Genomic DNA, 19,551 nt, shown 5'->3' on the forward strand with positions numbered 1-19,551 from the left:
GTCGCCCTGGGATCAGGCCGCCTGCGGACAGCGGATCGCCTGGCCGGGGGCGGCCTTGGTATCCAGTTCGCCGCCCGCGATGACCTTGGTGCCGCCGACGATCAGGTATTCCACGCCGATGGCGGGCTTGTTCATCTCGGTGAATGTCGCCTGGTCCGACAGCGTTTCGGCATCGAAGACCACGATATCGGCGTCGAACCCTTCCCGCAGACGCGCCTTCCTGGCGATCTGGGGTGCGCAGCTTTCGATCACCTGCGCCGGGTACAGCGTACATTTCGCCAGCCCTTCCATCAGCGTCACGGCGCCGCGCACGGTGACATAGTCGTGCAGGAACTTGGTGAAGGTCCCCGACGACCGCGGGTGCGAAACCGCGTCGTCCGGCAGGGGCCAGGCATCGCCGTCATAGATCGAGCCGTCCGGCTTGATCCACGGCATCGCGTCCGACGCGATGGAGCCGCCCGGGAACAGGACCGAGACATCGAGCATCCGGCGGTGTTCTTCGTTCACGTCGATGTCCAGGAAGTGCCAGATGATCAGGTCCGACGGGTTTTCGTGCCCGGCCTTCAACAGGTCGGCGCGGTCTTCGAAGCGGTGGCCGTTCTTCACCAGCTCGACGGCGCTGTAGGGGCTGCCGGTGCGGGCGGTGAACTCTTCCTCCGCGAAGAAGCCGGCGCCGACGACGGTCGAACCGGCACCGTAGGGATAGGCCTCGGTCGTGACGGGCAGGCCCTGTTCCTGCGCCTTGCGGATCAGTTCCGCCGACCGGTCGATGTCCAGAAGACTGGTCGAGTTCAGGTGGCAGATATGCATGTGCGCCCCCGTCGCCCCCGCCAGGCCGATCAGCTTGACATAGCTTTCGACCGAGCTTTTCGGGTCGATGTTCGAGGCATTGGCGACATGGGTGAAGGTCGGCCGGCCGAACTCCGCGGCCAGATCGCAGATCTCGGTCAGTTCCTTCAGGCCTGCGCCGGCGACATAGCCGTTGGGGATGCCGATGCCGATGGCGCCTTCGTCCAGGCCCTGGCGGGTCAGCCCGACGATTTCAGCCACCTGGCCGCCGGTCGCGGTGTCGGTATGCCAGCGTGTGTCGTTTGTGGCGCCCATCTGGGCCACCGGGTTGATCTTGCCGGTGGGTTCGAAGCCGCTCATGACCGCGCGGCGGGACGAGATCCAGCTGGCCGCGGCCCCATAGTTCAGCGGCCGGCCGCGGGTGGCCTGGTCGTCGTACCATTCGGCGACGGGCAGGACGCCCACTTCCAGTTCCAGCGCCGTGGTCACGCCGTCGAAGGCCTGCATCCGGTCTGCGGCCACAGTCTGGCCATGGGCGTGGATATCGATGAAGCCCGGGGCCACGACCAGGCCGGTGGCGTCGATCTCCTCGGCCGCGCCGCCCAGGTCCTTGCCCACGGCCACGATGGTGCCGTCCTTGACGGCCACGTCGCAGACCTCGTCAAAGCCGGTTTCGGGATCCATCACGCGGCCATTGCGGATCAGAAGGTCGTGGGTCATGCGTCGGCACTTTCGGCAAAGGGGTTTTCGGTCTTGGGCCAGAAGTTCATGTCCCGCTTGGTATAGGGGATGATGGTGTAATCCGGCGGGATGGCGCCCGGCGTGGCCAGGTGGATGACCTCGGACGCGATGGGGGCGAAGCGGTCATAGAAGTGCTGCGAGCTTTTCACGACCACGATCTTCATCTTTGACAGGTCCAGGCCCAGGTCCTCGGCCACGTTGGGGCTGAATGTCTGGGTCCGCTTGGACGACAGGATCAGGTGGACGCCGTCCGCCTCCAGCCAGACCGTGTCGCCCAGGCTGGCCTCGGACTTGCCGAAATACTGGATGGCGTCGCGGTTGATGCCGCGGACGTTGACCGTCAGGTCCACAGGGTCGCCCGACATGGGTCCGACCTTGCCGCCGACGCGCACCGGCATCACCGCCCCCACGCCGGCATCGATGCACATCGACACCAGGACCGGGTCCCAGAAGGTCAGCAGCGCCACGTCCTTCAGTCCGCGCTTCAGCACCTCCTGCAACACGAATGTCGAATCCGACGGTGCACCGCCGCCGGCGTTATCGGCAAAGTCCGCCAGCACGACGGGATAGGCATTGGCCGCCACCGCCCGGTCCAGCCCTTCGGCCATGCCGGGGAAGGTGCGCAGCTGGCCGCGCAGGTTCCAGAGAGTCTTGCCCAGCTCTTCGGCCCGGGCCGCGGCCAGGTCCGGATCGCCATCGGTGATCACCAGCGTACGGGTGCCCACGACCGGGCTGTCGCCCCAGGGAAAGCCATGCGCGAGCGAGACCGACAGGATCCCGTCCTTGCCTTCCATCGCCGTCATACCGTCGACAAAGCCGCGGATCGGCTCGAATGGGGTATGGTACATGGCCATCATCTTGCAGTCGTAGTCGCGCATCACGGGCTTCGTCTTGCCCGTCGCCGCATCGGCGCACAGCGTGAACAACTCTTCCGCGCGTTCGGCGATGTCGATGTGCGGGTATTCCTTGTAGCAGATGATGGCGGTGGCACTGTCCAGCATCAGCGGCGTCAGGTGGCAGTGGGGATCGATTTCCAGCCCGATGACGGCATCGGGGCCCACGATGGTCCGCGCGCGGGCCATCAGGTCGCCTTCGCAGTCGTCATAGCCTTCGGCGATCATGGCTCCGTGCATCGACAGCAGCACAATGTCGACCGGCATCGCCGCCTTCAGGTCCGCCAGGATGTCGTCGCGCATCGTTTCGTAGACCGACCGGATCGTGGGGCCGGCGGGCTGGGCATAGGTGGCCAGCCCCTCGACCACGTCCCATCCCAGCGCCTCGGCCCGATTGCGGAAGACCTTCAGCGCGGTGGCATAGACCTGGCCGCCCTCGGTCGAGGCGTTCTTGGAATGAAGGTTTTCCTTGAACCCGGTCCAGCCGGTGGGGATGGGCGAAAAGGAATTCGTCTCGGTTGCGAGCGAGGCCATGAAGAGCTTCATCAGGCGGGATCTCCTGCAGCCGCCGGGGTGCCGGACGGCCGTTCGGTGGATGGAAGGGTCAGGCGGGCGATGTCCGCCAGGACGTGGATCACGATGAAGGCCAGCGCGATCGGGATTGCGATGCCGAAGACCAGCATGGGCACGTCCATCGTTTCGGCCTGGCGACCCATCAGGCGGGCGATGTAGCCGCGGGCGATGTTCATATTGGCGCCGAAGATGCAGAACCACAGCGTTGCCACGACGAAGATCAGCGCCCCGGTCGCGCGGACCAGCGTTGCCGCCACGCCGGCCGGGCCGGTCAGGGCCAGCGCCTCGGGAAAGAGCGTCGGGTCGGCCTTCAGCCGATAGGCGCAACTGGCGCCCATCATGCCGCCCCAGACCATGGAAAAGCGCGAAAGCTCCTCGGTCCAGACCGGCGGCTGGGCCAGCAGATAACGGGCAAAGACCTGCCATGCCGCCGCGGCCAGCATCACCACGACCGCGACGACCGCGACAACAAGGGCCCCGCGGTTGAGCTGGGCCGACAAGCGGTCCAGCCCCCGTGCGATATGGTGGACCGTGCTCACCGGCCGACCGCCGCCTTCCAGGCGTCAAGGGCGCCTTCGGGCATGTCGACGCTTTCATAAAGCGGGGCCGAGGCTTCGCGGAACTTGGCCAGTTCCTCTTCCGGCAGTTCGATCACCTCGATGCCGGCCGCTTCCAGGTCCGCGAAGACCTGCTTGCGGTCCAGAAGGAAGGCGCGGTTGGCGTCGTGGGCCGCCTTCACGGCGTCGTCGACGATGGTGCGGTCCTCGTCGCTCAGGCCCTGATACCAGTCTTCGGACGCGATCGCGATCCGGACCGAGTTCGAGGACTTGGTATCGGTGAAGTACTTGATGAAGGAGGTGTGGCCATAGACCAGCGGCACGAAGGGCGGGTTGATATAGCCGCCGGCGACCCCGGTCTGGAGCGCGTTCGGCACTTCCGACCAGCTGACGATGGTGCCCTTGGCGCCCCAGGTCTCGAATACCTGGATCTGCAGTTCGTCCAGCGCGCGCATCCGGACACCGGCGAAGTCCTCGAAGGTGCGGATCGGCGTTTCGGTGGTGAAGATGCCGGCAGGCAGGCCCAGATAGACGATATCCAGCACGCGGACGCCTTCCGGCGTGGTGCCGTCATTGATCATTTCCAGCATGCCGCCCTTGTCCAGCGCCATGTCGAGCTCTTCCCCGTCCTTGAAGAAGAAGGGCATCGAGGTGCCGAAGATCGTGCCGTCCAGCTGGCCGGCCGATTTCATGTCGGACATGGACACTTCCAGAAGGCCCTGGCTGACCTGGTCCAGGCGCTCGGCTTCCTCACCCAGCGCGTTGCGTTCGTATTCGACGGCGTCCATGCCGTGTTCGTTCAGGTAGTTGGCGAAGGTGTTCGCCCAGACATAGGTGCCCGACTGTTTCAGGTCCGGCGGGCTGTCCAGCGCGACTTTCACTTCGGCCACGGCGGGCAGGGCCAGCACCAGCGCCGCGGCGGTGGCCAGGAATCCGGTTGCAAGTTTCATGTCGTACTTCCTCTGTTGATCTTTGTTTTGCGTCGATGTCAGTTCCACAGCCCCATCAGGCGGGGCAGGGCCAGGCTGATTTCGGGCACGGCCACCAGCAGGGCCAGCACGCCGACCTCGGCAATGGCGAAGGGGATGACCCGGCGGGCCAGGTCCCAGTACTTCACGCCGGTGACGGTCGAGACGATCATCAGGCAGCCTCCCAGGGGCGGCGTGACCAGGCCGATGGTCAGATTGAAGCAGATGATGATCCCAAGGTGCACCGGGTCGGCGCCATTGGCCAGCGCGACGGGCGCCAGCAGCGGGATCAGCAGCGCCAGTGCCACGGTCACGTCCAGCAGCATGCCGGCCACGATCAGGATCAGGTTCAGCACGATCATGTATTCCAGCGGGCTGAGCCCCAGATCGGTGACCAGCGCGGCCAGTGCCTGCGGGATCCGCTCGAGCGCGGCCAGGTGGCCGAACGCCGCCACGGCGCACAGGATCATGAAGATCGAACCCGTCAGGATCGCCGTGCGGGACAGGCTTTCCCAGACATCCGTCAGCGACAGCCCGTCGTAGAACCGCGCCACCAGGGCCGCCGCGATGACGGCCACGGCCGCGGCTTCGGTCGGCGTCATCCAGCCGAAGACGATGCCGCCCACGATGATCCCCGGCAGCAGCAGGGCAGGGGCGGCGCGGCCGATGGCGGGCAGGATCTTCGGCGCGTCTTCCTTCGACACACGGGGGTGATCCTCGCGCCAGGCATACCAGGCGTTCATCGCAAAAAGTGCTGCGGCCAGCACCAGCCCCGGCAGGATGCCCGCGACGAACAGCGCCGCGACCGATGTCTGCATGACCGCGCCGTAGAAGATCAGGATGATCGACGGCGGCACGATGGGCCCGATGATCGACGACGCGGCCGTGATCGCGGCGGCATAGGTCTTGGTATAACCCTTTTCTTCCATCGCGGGGACAAGGGTGTTCGACAGCGCCGCGGCATCCGCCACGGCAGAGCCGGAGATGCCGGCGAAGAACACGGATGTCAGGACGTTCACATGGCCCAGCCCGCCCCGCAGACGGCCCACAAGGGCCATCGACAGGTCGATCAGCGCCTTCGTCACGCCGCCGCGGTTCATGACCTCTCCGGCAAGGATGAAAAGCGGCATCGCCAGCAGCGAGAAGACCGAGATGTTGGAAAACACCTTCTGCGGCAGCACCGCCAGGTAACGGGTGTTGTCCGAAACGATGAAGGCCAGGACGGCGGAACCGCCGATCACATAGGCCAGGGCCAGGCCGCTGCCCAGGAACGCGAGCGCGGCGATGGGGACGATCCACATCACGCTGCGGCCCTCAGCCGGCTCGGGCGGACGCTGATCGGGTCGAAGCCTTCGTCCGCGATGGATGGCGGCAGCGGCCGGCCCAGCACGGCCGAGGCCGCGAATTTCGCCATGGCGGGTGCCGACTGGATGCCATATCCGCCCTGACCGGCCAGCCAGAAAAAGCCGGGTTGCACGTCGGAATAGCCCACGACCGGGGCCTTGTCGGCAACGAAGCTGCGCAGACCGGCCCATTTGCTTTCGATCCGCCGGATGTCCAGGTCGAAGGCCGTCATGATCCGGTCGACGCAGATCGCCACGTCCAGCTCCTCGGGCTGGACATCGCACGGCGCCACCGGCGTTTCATCGGCAGGAGAGATCAGCAGCCGTCCGGCATCGGGCTTCAGATAGAAGTTTTCCTCGACATCGATGGTGATCGGAAGGTGCGCGGTTTCGAACGTGGCATGGTCGGCCACGGTAACCGCGGTGCGCCGCTTGGGGGTCAGGCCGATCGCTTCGGCCCCCGCCAGCGCGCCGACCTCGCCCGCCCAGGCACCGGCGGCGTTGACGACGATGGGTGCGGTGAAGGCGCCCTTGCTGGTCTCGACCGTCCAGGTGTCGCCCGATTTCGACAGGCCCGTGACCGCGGCGCCGTTGACCAGTGTCTGCTGCGCCGCCTTGAAGGCCCGCAGATAGCCATGGTGCAGGGCGTGCACATCGATGTCCTGGCCGGCCATGTCCAGCATCGCGGCCGACGCATAGCCCGGACGCAGCAGCGGCTGCGCCTCGGTCAGCGCGGACGCGTCCAGACGTTTCACATCCGTTTCGGGGGAAATCAGGTCGATCAGTTCGTCCAGCGCGCCCAGCTGATCGTCGCGGGCGATCATCAGGATGGGCCGCGGTCCGAACAGGGCGTGGTCGGTGAACCCGGCCGGCGGCGCCTCGTAGAAGGCGCGCGAGGCGCGGGTCAGGTCGCGGATCGGCGTCGGCCCGTAGCTGGGCGCGAAGACCGCCGCCGACCGGCCGGTCGAATGATAGCCCGGCTGGCTTTCCTGCTCCAGCAGGATGACCGAGGCATGGGGCGCCAGTTCCGCCGCGACGGAGGCACCGGCAATGCCGGCTCCGATGACGATGATCTCCGCCGAGGTCGGCCGCGTCTCTTCCATCTGCCGTCAGTTCCCTTTTTCCGTGAATCTGCCTACATCGTTCCGGGTTTCGTTTTTCATTACAAGAAAAATTTTCACATACGAAAATTTTTTTGCTAGACTTGCGTGACGGCGTGCAAGTCTTGGGCAACAGGCACACGAGCGGGAGAGAGCGGATGTCCTTCAAGAGCGAGATCGGCAAGCAGGTGAAGCAGCTGCGCAAGGCCGAAGGGCTGACCCTGGTCGAACTGTCGTCGCGGTCGGGCGTGTCAGTGTCCTCGATTTCCAAGATCGAGAACGGCGCCCTGTCGCCAACGCTGGATATCATCCTGAAGCTGTGTGACGGGCTGGATGTGGCCATCGGCGACCTGGTCACCGGCGCGGGAGAGGAACAGGCCCGCATAGCCACGCCGAACAGCCGTTTCGCCACCGCTTTCCGCGGCGAGGGCGCGCTGATCAACACCCCGAACTATGACTATCTGTACCTGTGCCCCGAGGTGAAGAACAAGTTCATGCTGCCGATCCACGCCAGGGTGAAGGCGGGCAGCCTGACCGAGTTCGGGGACCTGGTCCGCCATGGCGGGGAGGAGTTCCTTTTTGTCCTGGACGGCGAAATCGAGGTGCACAGCGAGTTCTACGAACCCGTGACGCTGAAGAAGGGCGACAGCGTCTATCTCGACAGTGCGATGGGCCATGCGTACATCACGACGGGCAAGACCGATGCCGAGGTTCTGTGCATCTGCACCGAACCCCATCCGCCCGCGATCTAGACACCATCCGGAAAGGACCCGCGATGACCCGGTACGATCCTGAAATCGGCTATGATGTTCCGGCCCGCGTGGGGGATCCGGTCGCGGCCGTGATGACGCCTGCGCTGGTGGTCGATCTGGATGCCTTCGAACGCAACGCGGCCCGCCTGCGCGATTTCGCGGCGGAGAAGGGTGTGCGGCTGCGGCCCCATGCCAAGACCCACAAGAGCGCGGACATCGCGCTGTACCAGATGGCGGAGGGTGGGGCCTGCGGGATCTGCTGCCAGAAACTGTCGGAAGCCGAGGCGCTGGTGCGCGCGGGCGTGACGGACATCTTGATCTCGAACCAGATCTGCGGGGCGGCCCGTGCCGACCGGATCGCGCGGCTGGCCGGGCAGGCACGGATCGGCGTCTGCGTGGATGACCCGGCGGGCGTGGCCGAACTGGCCGAAGCCGTGGCCCGTCATGGCACCTCGCTGAATGTCCTGGTCGAGGTCGACGTGGGCTGCCTGCGCTGCGGCGTGGCACCGGGGGAGCCCGCGGTAGAGCTTGCCCGTCTGGTCGATGCCGCGCAGGGCCTGACCTTCGGCGGCATCCAGGCCTATCAGGGGGCCTTGCAGCACATTGCCGATCCGGCCGACCGGCGCGCCGCGGCAGAAACGGCGGCACGGCTGACCCGCGACACGATCGATGCGCTGGCGGCCGCGGGCTTCGCCTGCGAAACCGTCGGCGGCGCCGGCACGGGGTCCTTCCGCATGGACACGGACCTGGGGCAGGTCAACGAACTGCAATGCGGGTCCTACATCTTCATGGACGCCGATTACGACCGCATCCGGGAAGAGGACGGCGACCGCCCCGGCGGCATGGAAAACGCCCTGTTCGTCCTGTCGGGCATCATGAGCCAGCCTGTCCCGGGCCGCGCGGTCTGCGATGCCGGGCTGAAGGCTCTGTCGGTCGACAGCGGCCTGCCGCGGATCGACGCCGATGGGCTGACCTACAAGGGCGCGTCCGACGAACACGGCGTGATCCTGGACCCGGAGGGCAAGCTGTCCCGCGGCGATCAGGTCTGGCTGGTGCCGGGCCATTGCGACCCGACCTGCAACCTTCATGACTGGTATGTGGGTGTGCGGAACGGGGTCGTCGAAACCCTGTGGCCCGTGACGGCGCGGGGCAAGCTTTACTGAGCCGTCAGGCAGGCGGTTCGATCAGGATCGCGCGGAAGTCGTTCACATTGGTCAGGGTCGGACCGGTGATCACCTGATCCTGGATGGCGGAAAAGAAGCTGTGCGCATCGTTTGCCTCCAGCATCCGTTCCGGGTCCAGTCCGGCCTTGCGGGCGCGGGACAGGGTGTCGGGCGTCACGATGGCGCCCGCGACCTCTGCTGCGCCATCAACCCCGTCGGTATCGCAGGCGATGGCATGGATCCCGTCCTGCCCGTCCAGTGCAATGGCCAGCGCCAGCGCGAATTCGGCATTGGGGCCGCCGACCCCGTTGCCCGTGCGCGTCACGGTACATTCCCCGCCCGACAGCAGCAGCACCGGTCTGTCGCCCCGTTTCATGCATGCCCGGGTGTCCAGCGCCAGTTGTGCCTGTTCGCGGGCGACCTCTCGGGCCTCTCCTTCGATGGCGTCGCCCAGAAGCCGCGGCTCGATCCTTTCGTCCTCGGCCACCCCTGATGCCCGTGCCAGCGATTGCGACGGTGCGGCGACGATCACGGTTTCCGTCCGCGCCAGCCGCGGGTCGCTGGGCGCGCAGATGCCGGAAGGCCGGCCCAGTTGCGCCGCGACCGAGGCGGGCAGGGGGATCTTCCAGCGGTCCAGGATCGCCCGCGCATCGGCAGGCGTCGACCTGTCGGGCACAGTGGGGCCAGAGGCGATGAAGGCCGGATCGTCCCCGGGCACGTCCGAGATCACCAGCGCCAGCATCCGCGCCGGGAAGGCGGCCGCCGCCAGCTGCCCGCCCTTTACGCGGGACAGGTGTTTGCGGACCGTGTTCATCTGTGAAATAGGCGCGCCCGAACTGAGAAGCGCCGAATTGATCGCCTGCTTCTCGGCCAGGGTGATGTCGCCTGCGGGCTGAACCAGCAGCGCCGACGCCCCGCCAGAGATCAGCGCCAGGACGAATGTGTCCTTGTCCAGGTCGTCCAGCAGCGCCAGCATTTCGGCCGTCGCATCCACGCCGCGCTGGTCGGGCACGGGATGCGAGGCCTCGACGATGCGGATGCCCTGTGTGGGCCGTCCATAGCCGTCGCGGGTGATCACCAGTCCTTCGCACGGACCCCATTCGGATTCGACCGCCTCCGCCATCCGGGCAGAGGCCTTGCCGGCACCGATCACCACGACCCGGCCGTCGGGCTTGGGGGGAAGGGTCGCGGGCAGGCACAGCATCGGATCCGCATCCGCGACGGCCGCGTCGAACAGCTTGCGCAGCAGGGCAGGGGCGTCGGTCATTGGGCGGGGTCCTTCGGGCCGTTGCGGCGCCACCCTAGGCGGCCCGGGCCGGGAATGTCACGCCGCTTTGGCAACGAGGGCCCGCCTGCAGGTTTCGCGGGCGGAACCGGTCGCGTTTCGGTGGCAGGCGCCGGTTTTGTATCGCGCCGGACGCGTCGGACGCGTTAACCTTTGGCAGGAAACGGGACAGTCGGGGGCGAACCAGATGACGGACACCACACAGAACGACAGTGGCGACACGCTGAGCCCGATCACGCCCGAGGAGAAAAGCTGGGGCTGGTTCGCGATCTTCAACATCTGGGCCAACGATATCCAGTCTCTGTTCGGCTATTCGCTGGTGGCGTCGCTGTTCATCTCTTACGGGGTCAGTGGTTGGGCCGCCTTTGCCGCCTTGATCGTGGCGGGGCTGATCGTGATGGTTCTGGTGAACCTGTCGGGCGCGGCGGGCGAACGTTATGGCATTCCCTATCCGGTTCTGGCCCGGGCGTCGAAGGGCACGCAGGGGGCCAAGCTGCCGGCGATATTGCGGGCCATCGTGGCGGTGTTCTGGTACGGTGTGCAGGTCTATTTCGCCTCGACCGCGCTGGCGCTGCTGATCCGGTCGTTGACGGGCCTGCATGGCGGGGCCGAGGTCCTGGGCATGACCGGTATCGACTGGCTGGCCTTCTTCCTGGTCTGGCTGTTCCACATCGTCATTTTCTGGCGCGGCATGGGCTGGGTGGAAACCTTTCTGAACATCGCCGGGCCGTTCGTCTATGCCGTGATGATCGGGCTTGTGATCGTGCTGTGGAACAAGTCCGACGGGCAGCTTCTGGCCCGGGCGCAGACTATCTTCGTCCATCCGGGCGCCACCTTCTGGACGGAATTTGCAGGCTTTGTCGCCATCGTCGGCACGATGCTGTCCTATTTCGCGGCCGTGCTGCTGAACTTTTCCGACTTCTCGCGCTACGCGAAGGACAAGCGTGCGATGCTGGTGGGCAACCTGGCGGGACTGCCCTTCAACATGATCCTGTTTTCGGCCCTGGCGCTGCTGACCACTGCCGGCGCTGCGGTGGTCTATGGCGAGGCGATCATCAACCCGACCGAGATCGTCGAGAAGACCGACAGCGTGCTTCTGTCCGTCGTCGCGGCGGTGACCTTCTTTGCCGCGACGGTGGGCATCAACCTGGTTGCCAACTTCATCCCGTCGGTGAACGGGATCGCCAACCTGGCGCCGTCGAAGATCAGCTTTCGCACGGCGGGGCTGATCACGTCGGGTTTTGCGCTGGTGATCGGCGGGTTCTGGACCAGCTTCATCAGCGAATTCGGCATCGGCGGCTTCGTCAACACGCTGGGGGCGACGCTGGCGCCAGTCTACGGGATCATGATGGCCGACTACTACCTGCTGCGGCGGCAGAAGCTGGACCGGGACGACCTTTATGACCTGAAGGGCGGACGATACCATTACGGCAACGGCTGGAACGATGCGGCGATGATCGCCTTCGGGGTCGCGGCCGTCTTTTCCATCGCGGCCGTCTGGGTGCCCTATGTCAACCAGCTGTCGGGTTATGCCTGGCTGATCGGCGCGGCCCTTGGTGGCGCGATCTATTATCGGCTGGCCAAGGGCAGGATCCAGGTCTGACGGACCGGGTTGCGCCGGCCCTGCCGCCCGCGCATGAATGCATGGACGGCAGGAAAGGACCCTTCCCCATGAGCGACAAGAAGACGAAGGTGATGGCGGCGCTGGAACTGCCGGCCTCTGTCGAGGCAGAATTGGCATCGCGGTTCGATTTCCGCAAATCGCCGGTGACGCGGATGACGCGCGACCAGACGCTGGAATCGGCGAAAGGATATCCCTTCGTCATCGTGGCCCCGGGGATCGGGGTCGACCGGGACTTCTTTGCGCGCCTGCCGCAGATCCGGGCCCTGGGGACCTATTCCGTAGGGCTCGACCATGTCGACCTGGTGGTGGCGAAGGAATTGGGGATCCCGGTCCTGAACACGCCCGACGTGCTGACGGATGCCACGGCGGATGTGGGCATGCTGCTGCTGCTGGGCGCCAGTCGCCGCGCGCGGGAAGCCACGGCGATGATCCGCAACCGGGACTGGCCGGGCTGGTCGCCGACCCAGCTGACGGGCCCGCAACTGAAGGGCCGGGTGCTGGGGATCTTCGGCATGGGCCGGATTGGCCGGGCCATCGCCGAACGGGCGCGGGGTTTCGGGATGCGGATCGCCTATCACAATCGGTCCCGCCTGACGGCCGAGCTGGAACAGGGGGCCGCCTTTTTCGACACGAAGGAGGCGCTGTTCGACGCGTCAGACATGGTGATGATCGCCGCACCCGGCACCAGGGAAACGGCAGGCATCGTCAATGCCGACCTGATCGGGCGGCTGAAGCCGGGCGGGGTGCTGGTGAACATCAGCCGGGGCGACCTGGTGGTGGACGACGACCTGATCGCGGCGCTGGAAAGCGGGCACCTGTTCGCGGCAGGCCTTGATGTCTTCAAGGGCGAACCGGATTTCGACCCGCGCTATGCGGCGCTGCCCAATGTCTTTGCCACGCCCCATATCGGGAGTGCGACGGTGGAAACGCGGCATGCGATGGGCATGTGCCTTGTGGACGGGATTGCCGCGATCGAGGCGGGCGAGGAGCCGTTCAACCTGGTGCGGTAGGCCAGGGGGCAACCGTCCCGCGCCCGTCGACGGCCCGCCCGCCCACCCCCGCCGGATCGCCTGCGCGATCCGGCTTGCCGTCCCCGGGCACGGGACGGATTTCGGACGTCAGGTTCAGGCGTCCAGCGCGCGGCCGATGATCCGGGCCTTCTGGACGGTTTCCTGCCATTCGGTTTCCGGCACGGAATCCGCCACGATCCCGCCACCGACATGAAGGTAGATGTCCGACCCCGACACCCGTGCGGACCGCAGGTTGACGTAAAGCTTCGTCAGCCCCTCGACCGCGACCGGTCCGAAATAGCCGGTATAGGCGGTACGGTCGTATCCTTCCCCGGCATCGAGGAAGGCCAGGGCCTTGTCCTTGGGCATGCCGCAGACAGCGGATGTCGGATGCAGGCGGTCCAGCAATTGCCCCAGCGCCTCGGGCGAGGTGCCGGCCAGCGGGGCCTCGAAATCCGAGCGCAGGTGGAAGAGGTGACCGGCCTGCACCGTGCCGGGTGCGGTTTCGGACACATTGGCGATCCCGGCCTGGGCGAAGGCCACGCGGATATATTCGGCGACCAGCCCCTGTTCCTCGACGATCTTGGCAGGCCAGTCCAGCGTTTCCGGATCGGTCCCGGCCTCGGGCCACTGGGTGCCGGCCAGGGCCATCGTTTCGATCTTTGCGCTGTCGGCGCTGAGAAGGACCTCGGGCGTGGCCACGATCCAGCAGCCGACGGCGGGCGTGTGAAACAGCGCCACGCAGGCGGTCGGGTAGAGGTCGGCCAGGACCTCGGCCATGTCGACCAGGTCGTGGTCGGGGGCCAGCGGGCGCGCATCGGCACGGGACAGGACGATTTTCTTGACCTCGCCTGCCTTGATCGTCGCCACGGCGCGGGCGACCAGGTCTTGGTAATCGGCCTCGGCCGTGCAGGCCGGCGCGGTGCCCGAGGCCGCGATTTGCGTCCGGACCGGCGCCTGCGCCTTCAGGAAATCGCCCTGGGCATCGGTCGCCGGAGTGTCGGACCAGCCTGACCCGTCGTGGAACCGCATCGCGTCGCGGACCAGGATATCGGCCGGAATGATCTCGGCCCGGCTGCCGTCCTCGGTCCGGAACGGGCAGACGGCGAAACCGGAATGCGTCGCGCCGAAGACTGGCGCCGTGGTCGTGCCGGTCAGCGATACCAGCGCGGTGAACTCCGTCTCTCCCCGACCGCGCCACAGGGCGAAGGGCAGGGACCGTGCAGCGGCAAGCGCGATGGTCTGGCGTTGGTTGGTCGTGATCATGACAAGCGCTCCGGTCTGGTGCGCGGGAAAGTGGCCCGGCGACGGGACGGGGACCAGCGAAAAGCAGGCAGGGTGAAATAGCCTGACGCTATATTCCGTCGCGTTCGTCGGGCAGGCCGAAACTGTCGACCGCATCCCGCAAGCACCGGTAGAACAGTTCGATATCGGCCTCGCCCACCTTGTCGGCGCGGACCTGGAACAGAAGCGGATGACGGGCCGCCCCGCGAATCGGCAGCACCTTCAGCGAGGGGTCATGGACCCCCCTGGCCGTCAGTTCGTCGATGGGGGCAATGCCGAAGCCTTCGCGGATCAGTTGCGGCGCGGTGTTGGTAAAGCGCGCCTCGATCGCGATCCGGGGCTGGACGCCGGCGCCGGCCAGAAGGGCCGCGAAATTTTCCAGATAGGGCGAGCGGGGATGAAGGTAGATCAGGGGTTCGCCATCCAGATCGGCGGCGCTGATATCGTCTTGCGCGGCCAGCCGGTGATCCCGTGGCACGACGCAGGTCATCCCGACCGAGGACAGCCGCTGCGTGACGAAGGCGGGATCGTCCATCGGCACGATGGTCACGGCACAATCGCCTTCGCCCACCAGAAGGTAATCGCGCACCTGCTTCATCGAGATGGTATCGAGCCTGAGCCGGGTTGCCGGCCGGTGCCGGGCGAACAGCGCCAGCACCCGCGGCCCCAGCGCATTGGCGACCGATGGCGTCGCGCCCATGCGGAAGACGATATGGCCGCCGCGCACGACCTCCATCACCGTTTCCGACAAGTGTTCCAGCGCGGCCAGCGTCGGGTTCGACGCATCGAAGACCTGCTGGCCGATCACCGTGGGGCGCAGACCGCTGGCCGTCCGGATAAACAGCTTCACGCCCAGCACGTCTTCCAGCCGCCGCACGGTGTTCGAAACTGAAGGCTGTGCGATGCCCAGCGAATGGGCCGCGGCGGAAATCGATCCGCGACGGACGACTTCGCGAAAGACTTCAAGCTGACGCAGCGAAAGCATGGGCAGAACGGATCCGTAAAAGGTGCCGCACTATTTGCCGTCCACGGGCGCGGCGCAAGCTGCCGCTGTCGGAAGGCTGCCGGGCGGCACGATGTGGGGCTGGCGCCTTTTCATGGCTGCCGGCTTCTGCGTACACCTGTATCCGACCATGACAGGGAATGGAGCGGGAAAATGGCGATGACGGCGGCGGCGACGGTTGTATTCATGATCGGCGATCCGGTGGCGCAGACCGTGATGCCGGGTGTGGTGAACGCAGAGGCGCAGGCCGGCGGTCTGGATCTGGGGATGGTGCCGCTGCACGTGCCGCCGGCAGGCCTGGCCGGATTCGTGTCCGCCTTGCGCGACTGGGGCAATGTCCGCGGCTTTGTCGCCACCGCCCCGCACAAGCAGGCCCTTATGAACCTCGTCGACCGGGTGGAAGGGGCGGCGGCGGCCTGCGGGGCCGTCAATATCGTCTTTCGGGGTGCCGACGGCGCGCTGGTCGGCGACAATATCGACGGCGTCGGCTTCGTGGGGGCACTGCGTCTGAACGGCTTCGATCCCAGAGGCGCACGGGTGATGCAGTTCGGCTGCGGCGGGGCCGGTGCCTCGATCGCCTATGCGCTGGCGCAGGCCGGGGCGACGGACCTGGCGCTGGCGGACCCCGAGGCGGGACGGATCGCGGCATTGCAGGACCGGCTGGGCGGGGTCTGCCGCGTCGCCGGCCCGAATGACCTTGCCATGGCCGACCTGATCGTGAACGCGACCGCTATCGGTCTGGACGGCGTGTCGATGGTCGACCCGCTTGACGCCACGAAATCCGGCGCGCTGATCGCGGACATCGTGACCAAGCCGCCGGTCACCCCCTTCCTGCAACGGGCAAGGGGGCTTGGCCTGCGAATCCAGACCGGCGCACAGATGGCCGAGGCACAAGTAAAAATGGCACTCGAACGCTTTGCACTCGAATAACGAGAATCCATAGCCTGAAGTTATAGCCGCGGCGGTTTTCGGGCTCTGTACGCCGTCGCGATATTCGTACACTGTGCCGAAATACGGCCGCCCCGGGTGGCGCGCATCCGTGCGCGACCGGGAGACCGGGACGGAAAATCGACCGGATGGCCGGGAGGTCCGGCTCCGGGACTTCGGGAGGAAACGACATGTTCTCTGCACTTTCGCGGCGCAAGCTGCTGTCGGGCGCCAAGGGCCTGGCCATGGTGGCGGCGGCGACGCTGGCCGCCGCACCGGCCTTTGCCAACGACAAAGTGACCCTTGGCGCGCTGCGCTTCACCAGCCACGGGGCGGGTTTCGTCGCGCTTGAAAAGGGATATTTCGCCGAGGAAGGCCTGGACGTCGAGCTGGAGTTCTTTCAGTCCGCCCAGCCGATCGCCGTGGCGACCGCGTCGGGCGACGTGGACTTCGGTATCACCGGCGTGACCGGGGGCCTGATGAACCTGGCCGAAAAGGGCGCGATCCGGATCGTCGGCGGCGTGCTGCATGAAAAGGCGGGCTTCGACGGGATGATGATCCTGGCGTCGAACAAGGCCTATGACGAGGGCCTGACCGAAGTCGCGGACATTCCGGGCCATTCGGTCGCCATGACCCAGGTTGGGTCGACCTTCCATTACATGACCCACCTGATCGCGGAAGATCAGGGCTGGAACATGGACGACATCCGCATGGTGCCGCTGCAGAAGGTGGGGGCCATGGTGGCCGCGCTGAAATCCGGCCAGGTCGACGTGATGATCATGGTGCCGCACATCGCCAAGGCCCTGGTCGAAAGCGGTGCAGCCAAGGAAATCGGCTGGCTGAACGACTACGCGGAATACCAGATCTCGGCCATCATCACCTCGGTCAAGAACATCGAGGACAACCGGGGCATGGTGGAACGCTTCCTGCGCGCCTATTCCAAGGGGATCGCGGACGTGAACGCGGCCCTGCTTGATCCGAACGCGGATCCGGCGGCCAAGGAAGAGGTCACCCGGATGATCCACAAATACGTCTATGCCGACCAGCCCTATGAAAAGGCTGCGCCGTCGATCCAGAACGGGGCCATGTACCTGAACGAAGGCGCGGCGCTGAACAAGACCGACGTGGGCGTCCAGATGCAGTGGTTCACCGATGAAAAGCTGGTCGACAGCGATCTGACGGTGGATCAGCTGGTCGATTCGACCTTCGTCAAGACCTACTGACGGTAAGAAGAACATGCAGCTCAGGGTCCAATCGCTGTCCCATTACTACGGTCCGCTCGAGATCCTGAGCGACATCAATTTTACTATCGGAGAGGGCGAGATCGTCTGCGTCATCGGCCCCTCCGGCTGTGGCAAGTCCACGCTTCTGCGCATGCTGGGCGGGCTGGAACAGCCCACCAGCGGCCAGATCCTGGAAGTGGGGCGTCCGCCCGAAGGGTCGTTGAACCCGCTGACCTACGTGTTCCAGGACTTTGCGCTTCTGCCCTGGCGGACGGTGCACGGGAACATCTCGCTGGTGCTGGAAGGCCACGGGCTGGACAAGGCCGATATCGATGCCCGCATTGCCGACGTGCTGGAACGGACGCGGCTGTCGGATTTCGTGAACGCGATCCCGAAGCAGCTGTCGGGCGGCATGAAGCAGCGGGTGGCCATCGCGCGTGCGCTGGCTGTGGACCCTGCGGTGCTTCTGATGGACGAACCGTTGTCGGCGCTGGACAGCCAGACGCGGGAACTTCTGATGGCGGACCTGATCGGGTTGTGGACCCGTGAAAGGTTTGCCGCCTGCTATATCACGCACAACCTGAACGAGGCTGTGCGGCTGGGCCACCATGTCGTCGTGCTGTCGCGCCGGCCGGGCAAGATCCGCGAGATCGTGCAGATCGATATCCCGCTGGAAGACCGTGACATGTCCGATCCGAAGATGGCCAAGTTGCAGCAGGACCTGTGGAACATGATGCGGGAAGAGGCGCTGGACGCCGACCGCGAACTGACGACCTGAGCAGAGGTCGGGCAGGGGACGCGCGCCCAGCGGGCCCCCTCCCTGCCCTCCCTCCGTCGGGCCCGTTGCGGATCCGACGTCGCCGCCAGGCGCGCGGCCCTTCGTGAAAGGGCCCATTGATGACCGGAAGGAACCCGAGATGAGTGCCACCGATTTCGACAGTACGACCAGCAGCGCGGGGCAGGCCGATACGGAAACGCGGCCGGTTCCTTTCCGCGGTGGCGGCTTCAAACCCATCGACATACGCTTCGTGGGCCTGGGCGTCTTCGTCGTCCTGATCGCCTTCTGGGAATGGGGCTCGCGCAGCGGGTTCATCTCGTCCCTCGTGCTGCCCGCGCCGTCCGAGGCGTTCGAGGCCTTCATGGACCTTGCCCGCTCCGGCGATCTGGGGCGGCACCTTGCGGCCTCGCTTCGGCGGCTGGTGATCGGCTTTGTCTGCGGTACCACCCTGGGCTTGATCGTGGGGATGCTGATCGGCCTGAATTCCATTGCGCGTGCCGGGCTGGCGCCGCTGGTCTCTGCCATCTTCCCGATCCCCAAGATCGCGCTGCTGCCCTTGTTCATCATCTGGTTCGGGATCGGCGAAGGATCGAAGGTCGCGACCATCCTCTTCGGGTCCTTCTTCCCGACCGTCATCGCCACCTATTCCGGCATCGACGGTGTCGACCGAACCCTGATCCGCATGGGGCAAAGCTTTGGCCTTGGCCGCATGGCGATCATCCGCAAGATCGTGTTCCCGGCCACGCTGCCGGCGATCCTATCGGGGATGCGGATTTCTGCCTCGATCTCGATCATCCTTCTGGTCGCGGCCGAGATGATCGGCGCCGAATACGGGATCGGCGCCTATGTCCTGCTGGCCGGCAACCTGATGTCGACGGACCAGCTGATCGCCGGGGTCGCGATGCTGTCGATCCTTGGGCTGATCGTGAACTTCCTGATCAGCCGCGCCGAGAAATACCTGCTGAGCTGGAGAAGCTGAATGACCGAATATGACGTGATTGTCGCCGGTGGCGGAGCTGCCGGCGTAGGGGCAGCCTTGGGCGCAGCAAAGGCAGGGGCAAAGGTCTGCCTTGTTGAAAAATATGGATTTTTGGGTGGTGCGGCCACGAATGCGCAGGTGCTGGCCTATTGCGGATTCTTCCAGCGGGGTGATGAACCCATCCAGGCCGTGAAGGGCGCGGGCGAACAGGTGCTGCAGGAACTGGCTGGCATGGGCGTCGACCGTACCGCGTACCGCTCTCCCACCACGGGCAACTGGATCGTGCTGCTGGACCCGGAAACGCTGAAGCTGGGTCTGGACCGCGTGATGCGCGACCACGACATCGACGTAATGCTGCACACGCGGATTTCCGGCGCCGTGCGCCAGGGTCCGCAGATTGCCGAGGTGACGCTGGCCGGCATGGACGGTGCCTTCCAGGCGCGGGCCGGGGCTTATGTCGATGCAACGGGGGACGCGAACCTGTCGCTGGTCGCAGGCCAGCCGATGCGCGTCGGCAATGGCGAAGGCCAGCTGCAGGCCGCCACGGTGCCGATCCGGA

The 19,551-nt window shown here is 66.0% G+C and carries 18 protein-coding genes; 9 read left to right on the plus strand and 9 right to left on the minus strand.

The window, feature by feature from the left end:
* Positions 1-12: 12 nt before the first annotated feature.
* The 6 genes from FQK05_RS23640 to FQK05_RS23665 are packed head-to-tail and all read right to left on the minus strand — an operon-like array spanning position 13 to position 6,967.
* Positions 13-1,509: an amidohydrolase family protein gene (locus FQK05_RS23640; RefSeq protein WP_158971620.1), complete on the minus strand. Its 1,497-nt coding sequence runs from the start codon at positions 1,507-1,509 to the stop codon at positions 13-15.
* Positions 1,506-2,969 (minus strand): M81 family metallopeptidase, encoded by a 1,464-nt coding sequence (locus tag FQK05_RS23645; RefSeq protein WP_158971622.1) that lies wholly within the window; start codon positions 2,967-2,969, stop codon positions 1,506-1,508. The genes FQK05_RS23640 and FQK05_RS23645 overlap by 4 nt, the downstream gene beginning before the upstream one ends.
* Entirely contained in the window at positions 2,969-3,535 is a 567-nt protein-coding gene (locus tag FQK05_RS23650; RefSeq protein WP_233270654.1) for a TRAP transporter small permease, read from the minus strand. The genes FQK05_RS23645 and FQK05_RS23650 overlap by 1 nt, the downstream gene beginning before the upstream one ends.
* Positions 3,532-4,503 carry a TRAP transporter substrate-binding protein gene (locus tag FQK05_RS23655; RefSeq protein WP_158971624.1) on the minus strand — a complete coding sequence of 324 codons (972 nt, stop codon included), beginning with the start codon at positions 4,501-4,503 and terminating at the stop codon, positions 3,532-3,534. Before FQK05_RS23655 ends, FQK05_RS23650 begins: the two co-directional genes overlap by 4 nt.
* Positions 4,504-4,541: 38 nt before the next feature.
* Positions 4,542-5,825, minus strand: a complete 1,284-nt coding sequence (locus tag FQK05_RS23660) for a TRAP transporter large permease (RefSeq protein WP_158971626.1) — start codon at positions 5,823-5,825, stop codon at positions 4,542-4,544.
* Positions 5,822-6,967: an NAD(P)/FAD-dependent oxidoreductase gene (locus tag FQK05_RS23665; protein WP_158971628.1), complete on the minus strand. Its 1,146-nt coding sequence runs from the start codon at positions 6,965-6,967 to the stop codon at positions 5,822-5,824. The genes FQK05_RS23660 and FQK05_RS23665 overlap by 4 nt, the downstream gene beginning before the upstream one ends.
* Before the next feature lie 155 nt (positions 6,968-7,122).
* On the opposite strand from FQK05_RS23665, the gene FQK05_RS23670 reads away from it, so the two are divergent.
* Both FQK05_RS23670 and FQK05_RS23675 read left to right on the plus strand, forming a co-directional pair.
* Positions 7,123-7,716 carry a helix-turn-helix domain-containing protein gene (locus FQK05_RS23670; RefSeq protein ID WP_158971630.1) on the plus strand — a complete coding sequence of 198 codons (594 nt, stop codon included), beginning with the start codon at positions 7,123-7,125 and terminating at the stop codon, positions 7,714-7,716.
* A 23-nt stretch (positions 7,717-7,739) separates the two neighbouring features.
* Positions 7,740-8,879 (plus strand): DSD1 family PLP-dependent enzyme, encoded by a 1,140-nt coding sequence (locus FQK05_RS23675; RefSeq protein WP_158971632.1) that lies wholly within the window; start codon positions 7,740-7,742, stop codon positions 8,877-8,879.
* A 4-nt stretch (positions 8,880-8,883) separates the two neighbouring features.
* Here FQK05_RS23675 and FQK05_RS23680 read toward each other — a convergent pair whose 3' ends face one another.
* Positions 8,884-10,146: a glycerate kinase type-2 family protein gene (locus tag FQK05_RS23680; protein WP_158971634.1), complete on the minus strand. Its 1,263-nt coding sequence runs from the start codon at positions 10,144-10,146 to the stop codon at positions 8,884-8,886.
* A 205-nt stretch (positions 10,147-10,351) separates the two neighbouring features.
* On the opposite strand from FQK05_RS23680, the gene FQK05_RS23685 reads away from it, so the two are divergent.
* Both FQK05_RS23685 and FQK05_RS23690 read left to right on the plus strand, forming a co-directional pair.
* Complete coding sequence (locus FQK05_RS23685; protein WP_158971636.1) at positions 10,352-11,767, plus strand: NCS1 family nucleobase:cation symporter-1; 1,416 nt, start codon at positions 10,352-10,354, stop codon at positions 11,765-11,767.
* A 68-nt stretch (positions 11,768-11,835) separates the two neighbouring features.
* The gene (locus FQK05_RS23690) at positions 11,836-12,798 is read left to right on the plus strand and encodes a 2-hydroxyacid dehydrogenase (RefSeq protein WP_199252758.1); all 963 of its coding nucleotides are present in this window, start codon (positions 11,836-11,838) and stop codon (positions 12,796-12,798) included.
* Positions 12,799-12,912: 114 nt separating this feature from the next.
* Here FQK05_RS23690 and FQK05_RS23695 read toward each other — a convergent pair whose 3' ends face one another.
* Together FQK05_RS23695 and FQK05_RS23700 are read right to left on the minus strand one after the other, a co-directional pair.
* Positions 12,913-14,064: a chorismate-binding protein gene (locus FQK05_RS23695; protein WP_158971638.1), complete on the minus strand. Its 1,152-nt coding sequence runs from the start codon at positions 14,062-14,064 to the stop codon at positions 12,913-12,915.
* Between the two features lie 88 nt (positions 14,065-14,152).
* Entirely contained in the window at positions 14,153-15,067 is a 915-nt protein-coding gene (locus tag FQK05_RS23700; RefSeq protein ID WP_158971640.1) for a LysR family transcriptional regulator, read from the minus strand.
* A gap of 171 nt (positions 15,068-15,238) precedes the next feature.
* On the opposite strand from FQK05_RS23700, the gene FQK05_RS23705 reads away from it, so the two are divergent.
* From FQK05_RS23705 to FQK05_RS23725, 5 genes are all read left to right on the plus strand, one after another.
* Positions 15,239-16,015 carry a shikimate dehydrogenase family protein gene (locus FQK05_RS23705; protein ID WP_158971642.1) on the plus strand — a complete coding sequence of 259 codons (777 nt, stop codon included), beginning with the start codon at positions 15,239-15,241 and terminating at the stop codon, positions 16,013-16,015.
* A 188-nt stretch (positions 16,016-16,203) separates the two neighbouring features.
* Positions 16,204-17,235 carry an ABC transporter substrate-binding protein gene (locus tag FQK05_RS23710; RefSeq protein ID WP_158971644.1) on the plus strand — a complete coding sequence of 344 codons (1,032 nt, stop codon included), beginning with the start codon at positions 16,204-16,206 and terminating at the stop codon, positions 17,233-17,235.
* A 13-nt stretch (positions 17,236-17,248) separates the two neighbouring features.
* Positions 17,249-18,013 carry an ABC transporter ATP-binding protein gene (locus FQK05_RS23715; RefSeq protein ID WP_158971647.1) on the plus strand — a complete coding sequence of 255 codons (765 nt, stop codon included), beginning with the start codon at positions 17,249-17,251 and terminating at the stop codon, positions 18,011-18,013.
* Positions 18,014-18,152: 139 nt separating this feature from the next.
* A complete protein-coding gene (locus FQK05_RS23720) occupies positions 18,153-18,992 on the plus strand; it encodes an ABC transporter permease (protein WP_158971649.1) in 840 nt (279 codons plus the stop codon).
* On the plus strand, positions 18,993-19,551 hold a 559-nt coding region (locus FQK05_RS23725), incomplete at its 3' end, for an FAD-dependent oxidoreductase (RefSeq protein WP_158971651.1).

The organism is Chachezhania sediminis, assembly GCF_009765275.1.
In the GTDB taxonomy this organism is placed as follows: domain Bacteria; phylum Pseudomonadota; class Alphaproteobacteria; order Rhodobacterales; family Rhodobacteraceae; genus Chachezhania; species Chachezhania sediminis.

Coding starts and splice junctions, on each gene's coding strand:
- FQK05_RS23670 (WP_158971630.1), top strand. CDS start 7,123: ATGTCCTTCAAGAGCGAGATCGGCAAGCAGGTGAAGCAGCTGCGCAAG.
- FQK05_RS23680 (WP_158971634.1), bottom strand. CDS start 10,146: ATGACCGACGCCCCTGCCCTGCTGCGCAAGCTGTTCGACGCGGCCGTC.
- FQK05_RS23695 (WP_158971638.1), bottom strand. CDS start 14,064: ATGATCACGACCAACCAACGCCAGACCATCGCGCTTGCCGCTGCACGG.
- FQK05_RS23665 (WP_158971628.1), bottom strand. CDS start 6,967: ATGGAAGAGACGCGGCCGACCTCGGCGGAGATCATCGTCATCGGAGCC.
- FQK05_RS23705 (WP_158971642.1), top strand. CDS start 15,239: ATGGCGATGACGGCGGCGGCGACGGTTGTATTCATGATCGGCGATCCG.
- FQK05_RS23645 (WP_158971622.1), bottom strand. CDS start 2,969: ATGAAGCTCTTCATGGCCTCGCTCGCAACCGAGACGAATTCCTTTTCG.
- FQK05_RS23655 (WP_158971624.1), bottom strand. CDS start 4,503: ATGAAACTTGCAACCGGATTCCTGGCCACCGCCGCGGCGCTGGTGCTG.
- FQK05_RS23690 (WP_199252758.1), top strand. CDS start 11,836: ATGAGCGACAAGAAGACGAAGGTGATGGCGGCGCTGGAACTGCCGGCC.
- FQK05_RS23700 (WP_158971640.1), bottom strand. CDS start 15,067: ATGCTTTCGCTGCGTCAGCTTGAAGTCTTTCGCGAAGTCGTCCGTCGC.
- FQK05_RS23710 (WP_158971644.1), top strand. CDS start 16,204: ATGTTCTCTGCACTTTCGCGGCGCAAGCTGCTGTCGGGCGCCAAGGGC.
- FQK05_RS23675 (WP_158971632.1), top strand. CDS start 7,740: ATGACCCGGTACGATCCTGAAATCGGCTATGATGTTCCGGCCCGCGTG.
- FQK05_RS23640 (WP_158971620.1), bottom strand. CDS start 1,509: ATGACCCACGACCTTCTGATCCGCAATGGCCGCGTGATGGATCCCGAA.
- FQK05_RS23715 (WP_158971647.1), top strand. CDS start 17,249: ATGCAGCTCAGGGTCCAATCGCTGTCCCATTACTACGGTCCGCTCGAG.
- FQK05_RS23720 (WP_158971649.1), top strand. CDS start 18,153: ATGAGTGCCACCGATTTCGACAGTACGACCAGCAGCGCGGGGCAGGCC.
- FQK05_RS23685 (WP_158971636.1), top strand. CDS start 10,352: ATGACGGACACCACACAGAACGACAGTGGCGACACGCTGAGCCCGATC.